7 protein-coding genes are annotated in these 5,711 nt (G+C 71.0%); 4 read left to right on the top strand and 3 right to left on the bottom strand.

Annotated features, from left to right (window positions below; genetic code table 11):
• From ACWGIU_RS27445 to ACWGIU_RS27435, 3 genes are all read right to left on the bottom strand, one after another.
• Positions 1 to 386, bottom strand: a 386-nt coding sequence (locus ACWGIU_RS27445; protein WP_453710130.1) for a very short patch repair endonuclease, incomplete at its 3' end; no start/stop codon positions are given.
• 58 nt (positions 387 to 444) lie between these two features.
• Positions 445 to 1,344 (bottom strand): NaeI family type II restriction endonuclease, encoded by a 900-nt coding sequence (locus tag ACWGIU_RS27440; RefSeq protein WP_453710128.1) that lies wholly within the window; start codon positions 1,342 to 1,344, stop codon positions 445 to 447.
• On the bottom strand, positions 1,341 to 2,357 hold the full coding sequence (locus tag ACWGIU_RS27435) for a tetratricopeptide repeat protein (protein ID WP_453710126.1): 1,017 nt from the start codon (positions 2,355 to 2,357) through the stop codon (positions 1,341 to 1,343). The genes ACWGIU_RS27440 and ACWGIU_RS27435 overlap by 4 nt, the downstream gene beginning before the upstream one ends.
• Before the next feature lie 55 nt (positions 2,358 to 2,412).
• Between ACWGIU_RS27435 and ACWGIU_RS27430 the strand changes: the two genes are divergently transcribed.
• The 4 genes from ACWGIU_RS27430 (at position 2,413) to ACWGIU_RS27415 (ending at position 5,612) form a co-directional block, all read left to right on the top strand.
• Entirely contained in the window at positions 2,413 to 3,240 is an 828-nt protein-coding gene (locus tag ACWGIU_RS27430; RefSeq protein WP_453710124.1) for a class E sortase, read from the top strand.
• Positions 3,241 to 3,336: 96 nt separating this feature from the next.
• Complete coding sequence (locus tag ACWGIU_RS27425) at positions 3,337 to 3,687, top strand: DUF6412 domain-containing protein (RefSeq protein ID WP_453710122.1); 351 nt, start codon at positions 3,337 to 3,339, stop codon at positions 3,685 to 3,687.
• A gap of 114 nt (positions 3,688 to 3,801) precedes the next feature.
• On the top strand, positions 3,802 to 4,632 hold the full coding sequence (locus ACWGIU_RS27420; RefSeq protein ID WP_453710120.1) for a hypothetical protein: 831 nt from the start codon (positions 3,802 to 3,804) through the stop codon (positions 4,630 to 4,632).
• 122 nt (positions 4,633 to 4,754) lie between these two features.
• The gene (locus ACWGIU_RS27415) at positions 4,755 to 5,612 is read left to right on the top strand and encodes a fumarylacetoacetate hydrolase family protein (protein ID WP_453710119.1); all 858 of its coding nucleotides are present in this window, start codon (positions 4,755 to 4,757) and stop codon (positions 5,610 to 5,612) included.
• Positions 5,613 to 5,711: the final 99 nt, after the last annotated feature.

The following is a 5,711-nucleotide window of genomic DNA, read 5'->3' as shown; positions in this document are numbered from 1 at the left end:
GTCCGGGAGCGGCCACGCCGCTCCCGGACGGCGGAAGCGATCCCCTCAGCGCACACGGCGGGCTCCTCGTGTTCCCAGAAACGGAGCACGAGCCAGCCGGCCTCTTCGAGTCTGCGGTCCGTGTCGCGGTCGCGGGCTATGTTCCCCGCGACCTTTCCTGACCAGTAGCCCGGGTTCGTCTTCGGAGACACATAGTGCTCCGGACAGCCGTGCCAGTAGCAGCCGTCGATGAAGACCGCTACCCGCGCTGGCCGGAAGATCATGTCGGCTGTCCTGCGAAGATCAGGAAGAGGCCGAGCGGCGATCCGGTACCGCAGCCCCGTCGCGTGCACGAGGCGCCGGATGGCCTTTTCCGGTTTGGTGTCGCGGCTTCGGATGGCCTGCATGTTTCGCCGACGTGCGGCAGTAGAAGCCCAGGAACCCTCGGGAGGCTGCCAGGGCGTTTCATCCTGCACTCTTGTGCTCTCCATCTGTCTTCAGGGCAATCCAGTCCTCTGGCCCCAGCGTAATCGCGTGGGCTGCAGCGGTATCCCGCTGCTCGGGGAACTTGCCGCAGAGAAGGGTGAGACCGTTTTTGGCCAGTCTGTTTCTGACGCCGCGGGCTCTTCGCAGCGGATCGTGCCGTCGGGCGCCCACTGTTGAGATCACACTGCGCGGAATGATGTGACCCGCGAGGTACTGGAACATCAGCGTGAGGCGCTCCTCCTGCCCCGGCTTCTCGGCCAGGACGCGGCTGGTCTGCTCCGGGGTCAGCAGCGTCAGAGGATTGACGGGCAGAGGAGTCCAGTCGTAGAGGGGAACGCTCCATTTGTCCCAGGCCTGCACCGCCAGGCCCCGTTTGCCATCTCTGTTCCCTTTGCCCCGGTAGAGCCAGGACCTGTGTGTACGCACCAGCCAGGAACGATGACGATTGCGGCCAAGCTTTATCTGGGTGCAGATGCAGAGGTGGCAGTGCGCCTCCGATGGAATGGCCCAGTTCCCCCCGACGGTCGCCTTGATGTCAACGGGGACGCCAGCTATCAGGGTGTCGAGCGGTGCAGCTTTCGGGAGGCTGAAGGAACGCAGGACCTCATACTCCAGCTTCGCGCCCACGGATGCCCTCTCTCCAGGGTGCACCTCATGTGACTGGAGGTCGTAGCGGCCTGTCCTGGCACCGTCAAGCACGTAGTCGATCGCGTTTGCGATGGCTCCTGTGTAGAGCCCGGCGACATCATGCGTGGCCAGCCAGCTGAGGACGTCCTGCAGCTCGGAATCCTCAGCTGGCGCCTGCAGGATGTGCTCACCTGTGTTGGTGCCCGTGCAGAGATCCCCCGGCTCCTGGAGGACGAGGCGGCCCCGGCTCATCTGCCGCCGATGGTGCCGGACCCCTTGTGGCACTCCGCGTACGGCTTGCCCGAGGTGCACCAGCAGGGGGACGTGGGGGTCGGGGGCCAGGGGGTGGCCTTGCCGCGGGCGGCCAGGGTCGTGGCGTATTCGGCCAGGAGGGACGGGGAGGCCGGGGAGGTCTTCTCCGAAGCCGCGAAGGCCTCGTAGGAGGGGACGCTCGCCGTGACGATGCCCAGGTTGGTGGTGCCCGAGGCGGCCAGGGCGCGGAGAGAGGTTTCGATCTCCCTCAGGTGGGCCTCGTGCGACGGGTACTCGGAGGCCAGGGTCGGGTAGCTGGTCAGCAGCTCCGACAGTTCGCGCTGCGGCCAGTGCAGGATCGCCACCGGGAACGGCCGGGAGAGGGCCGCGCGGCGGTCGCCCAGTTCGGCGCGCAGGCGGGCGATCTCGGCGCGCAGGTCGGCCGGGTCGTCGGAGCCCAGGGCCCAGATGCGCTTCGGGTCGTGGAGCTCGTCGAGGGGGATCGGGCCGATGTGGCGGGTGTCCGCGACCATGTCCCAGTCGTCGTGCGGGCGCCCGAGCAGGCGGCGTACGCGGTGGCGGCCCGTGAGCAGGGCGGTGGTGGCCGGGGTCAGCGGGTCGTCGTCCGCGATGAGGAGGGTGGCCGCTTCGGTGAAGCAGTCGTGCGAGGCCTCCAACTCGTCGTGGGCCTCCAGGGCCTCCGCGATGACCTCCCACGGTGCCGGTTCCTTGGGCGAGGCGGCGCGGATGCCCGAGATGAGGGCGCGGGCCTCCGCCTCGTGACCGTACTCCCAGAGGTTCGCCGCCTGGAGGGCCTTGATCAGGTGGGGGTCGGACGGGGAGGAGGAGAGGAGTTGGTCGTACAGGGCACTCGCCCGGTCGCGTGCGTCGGCCAGTTCGAGGTGGGCCGCGGCCTGGAGGAGCAAGGGCTCCTGGTCCTCGGGGTAGCGGGTCGCCGTGCGGATGAGGCGCTCGGCTTCGGCGATGTGCTCGGCAGGCGTGTCGGGGCGCATGGTTCACACCGTACTGCCGCTGGTCAGTTGACGGGGGAGGACTTAGGGTGCCGCCGTGCGAGATCGCGTACCTGTGGTGGTGCAGGGGAGCGGCCGGCGGGGGCGCCGGGCCGGTCTCGCGGGGGTGCTGTGGGCGGGCGCCGAGCTGATCGTCACCGTGGGGGTGGTGGTCCTGTTGCTGGTGGTGCATCAGGTGTGGTGGACCAATCTGCAGGCCGCGGCCGCCGCGCAGGAGCAGGTCCGGGCCCTGGAGCGGGCCTGGGGTGAGGGTCCCGCCACCGGTTCCGGGGCGGGGGCGGCCGCGGCGGATTCCGGGGCCGGGGCCGATTCCGGGGCCGGTGGCGGTCCGGCTGCGGGGCCGGAGCCGAGCGGGCCGACGGATGCCGGCGCGGCGGCGGCGACCCGGGCCCCGCGGCCCGCCGCCGGGACTCCCGAGAGGGACCGGACGTACGCCGTGCTGCGCATCCCGCGCCTCGGGCTCGTCGTACCCGTCGCGCAGGGCGTCGACAAGCGGGCCGTCCTGGACAGGGGCTACGCCGGGCAGTACCCGGGGACCGCCGGGCCGGGGGAACGGGGGAACTTCGCACTGGCCGGGCACCGGAACACGCACGGGGAGCCGTTCCGGTACATCGACCGGCTGCGGGCGGGCGACGAGCTGATCGTCGACCTGCGCGGGCGCCGGTACACGTACGTGGTCGGGAAGATGCTGAGCGAGACCACCGAGCGGGACACCGGGGTGATCGCGTCCGTACCGCGCAGCGTGGTGAAACCGGGCCAGGGGTACAGCGAGCCCGGGGCGTACATCACGCTCACCACCTGCACGCCCGAGTACAGCTCGAAGTACCGGCTGGTGGTCTGGGGGACCCTACTCAAGTCTTCCTGACCTCGATACTTCCGGCCGATGGATATGTCGGGGGGCCCGGTTACCATCGATTTCGTACGAGGGTTCGTGCGCGGGAGTGGAGAGGGGGAGGTCCGTATGGCTCGGCAGCGACGCGACGGCCGCCTGCTGTCCTTCACCGTGTTCGCGCGGACCTCGCGCGCCCTTGCCGTGCTGCTCCCGCTCGTGCTGCTCGGGGGATTCCTCGGGCTGTTCGCCGGGGAGGGCGGGCTGGGCGCCGTGGTGGTCGCCCTCGCGGCCACCGTCGCCGTGGGGACCGCGGCCCTCGCCGCCGCCGCGCGGCTCGTGCGGCCCGTGCCGCCGCACCGAATACGCACCGCGATCCGTGATCGCGAGCAGCGCACGGCTTTCCTGCCGCAGCGTGATCCCGATGCCTCGGGCCGGTCGCGGCCCAGGGCGCCCGGCCGTCTCGTTCCGACGGCCGCGTAGGGGCGCGCAGTACTTCTCGCCTTCTGCTGACTGATCACTGTTGTCGCCCCTCGCGGGTCGTCACGCCGAAATGCATCTCTTTCGACGTTCGACGAGACCCTTCGGAGGGCCCGCGTGTCCGTTTTCACCCACCTTGTTGCCGAGCTGGGCCGGCTACTGGAGCCGGTACTGGCGCAGTCCGCGACCGCTGCCGCGATCGTGCTGTTCACCGTGCTCGTACGGCTCGCGCTGCACCCGCTGAGCCGGGCGGCCTTCCGCGGGGCGACTCCGGCGGCGGGGTGTCTGCCGGTGCTGCTGCAGCTGCCGGTGTTCTTCGTGATGTACCAGGCGTTCTCCTCCGCCGAGGTGGGCGGGAGGGTGAACGAGCTGCTCGGGCACCGGCTCTTCGCCGCGCCGCTGGGTGCCCGGTGGACGGAGGCGCTGGGCGAGGGCGGCCCGTTCGGGGCGCAGGGGCTGGTGTTCCTCGGGCTGTTCGGGGCGATCGCGGTGGTGGCGGCGTGGAGCGCGGTGCGGGGGCGCCGGACGGCCGCCTCGGTGGCGGCGGCCGCTGCCACGGCCGCTGCGCCGAGGAAGCCGGCCGGCCGGGTCGCCCCCGCCCCCAGGGCGAATGCGGGGGCCAAGGCGGGGGCCAAGGCGGGGGCCAAGGCGGGGGCCAAGGCGGGGGCCAAGGCCGGGGTCGGGGTCGGGGGCGGGGTCATGGCCGAGGTGAGCGCCGAGCAGCAGGAGGTCATGCGCAAGCTGGGCGGCGTACTGCCCCTGCTCTCGTTCGGGACGCTGATCACGGCCGCCGTGGTGCCGCTGGCCGCGGGGCTCTACCTGCTGACCACCACCGCGTGGTCGGTGGCGGAGCGCGCCTGGCTCCAGTACCGCAAGGAGCGGGCGGAACAGTCGGCAGAGCAGTCGGCGGAGCTGTCGGCGGATGGAGGCAGGCGTTCCAGTCTGTGAACAGGGTCTTGCGGATTGGGTGGGCATCTTGGAGGATCAACCAATCCTCCGATGGCCGCAACCCATCGGCCGGCCCTGGGCACGCCCCCGGGCCGACCACCCACGACCACGGGAGAATGCCCATGAAGCTGCTGCGTGTCGGACCCGTAGGGTCGGAGCGCCCCGCGCTGCTCGACCGGGACGGGACCCTGCGTGACCTGTCCGGCCTGATCACGGATGTGGACGGCGGCCTGCTGGCCGACGACTCCGTGCTGACCCGGGTACGGGACGCGGCCGAGTCCGGTGAGCTTCCGGTCCTGCACGCCGAAGGCCTGCGCATCGGGGCCCCGGTCGGCCGCATCGGCAAGGTCGTGGGCATCGGCCTGAACTACTTCGGCCACGCGGCCGAGATCGGCGCGGAGCCGCCGGCCGAGCCGATCCTGTTCCTGAAGGCCCCGGACACCGTGGTCGGCCCCGACGACACCGTGCTCATCCCGCGCGGCAGCGTGAAGACCGACTGGGAGGCCGAGCTCGGCGTCGTCATCGGCAGCACCGCCCGCTACCTTGACTCCGCCGAGCAGGGCCTCGGGCACGTCGGCGGGTACGTGCTGGTCAACGACGTATCGGAGCGCGAGTTCCAGATCGAGCGCGGCGGCACGTGGGACAAGGGCAAGAACTGCGAGACCTTCACCCCGCTCGGCCCCTGGCTGCTCACCGCCGACGAGGTCCCGGACCCGCAGGCCCTGGACGTGAAACTGTGGGTCAACGGTGAGCTCAGGCAGGACGGCAACACTTCGGACCAGATCTTCCCGGTCGGCGAGGTCGTCCGGTACCTGAGCCACTTCATGACGCTGTACCCGGGCGACGTCATCGTCACCGGTACGCCGGCCGGCGTGGCCATGGGCCAGCCGGAGCCGAAGCCCTACCTGCGGGCCGGCGATGTCGTGGAGGTGGAGATCGAGGGTCTCGGCCGCCAGCGTCAGGAGTTCAAGGGCGCGTAGCCGGACGTGTGACCGCACGCGTAACCGCAACGCGTCACCGCACGCGTATCCGGATGTCGAAGAGGTGGGGCCGCATCGGCGGCTCCACCCCTTCGACGT

This window comes from Streptomyces sp. NPDC054840 (assembly GCF_053611065.1).
Note: the sequence above shows the minus strand (reverse complement) of the source record. Positions and strands in the feature narration are given on the sequence as shown.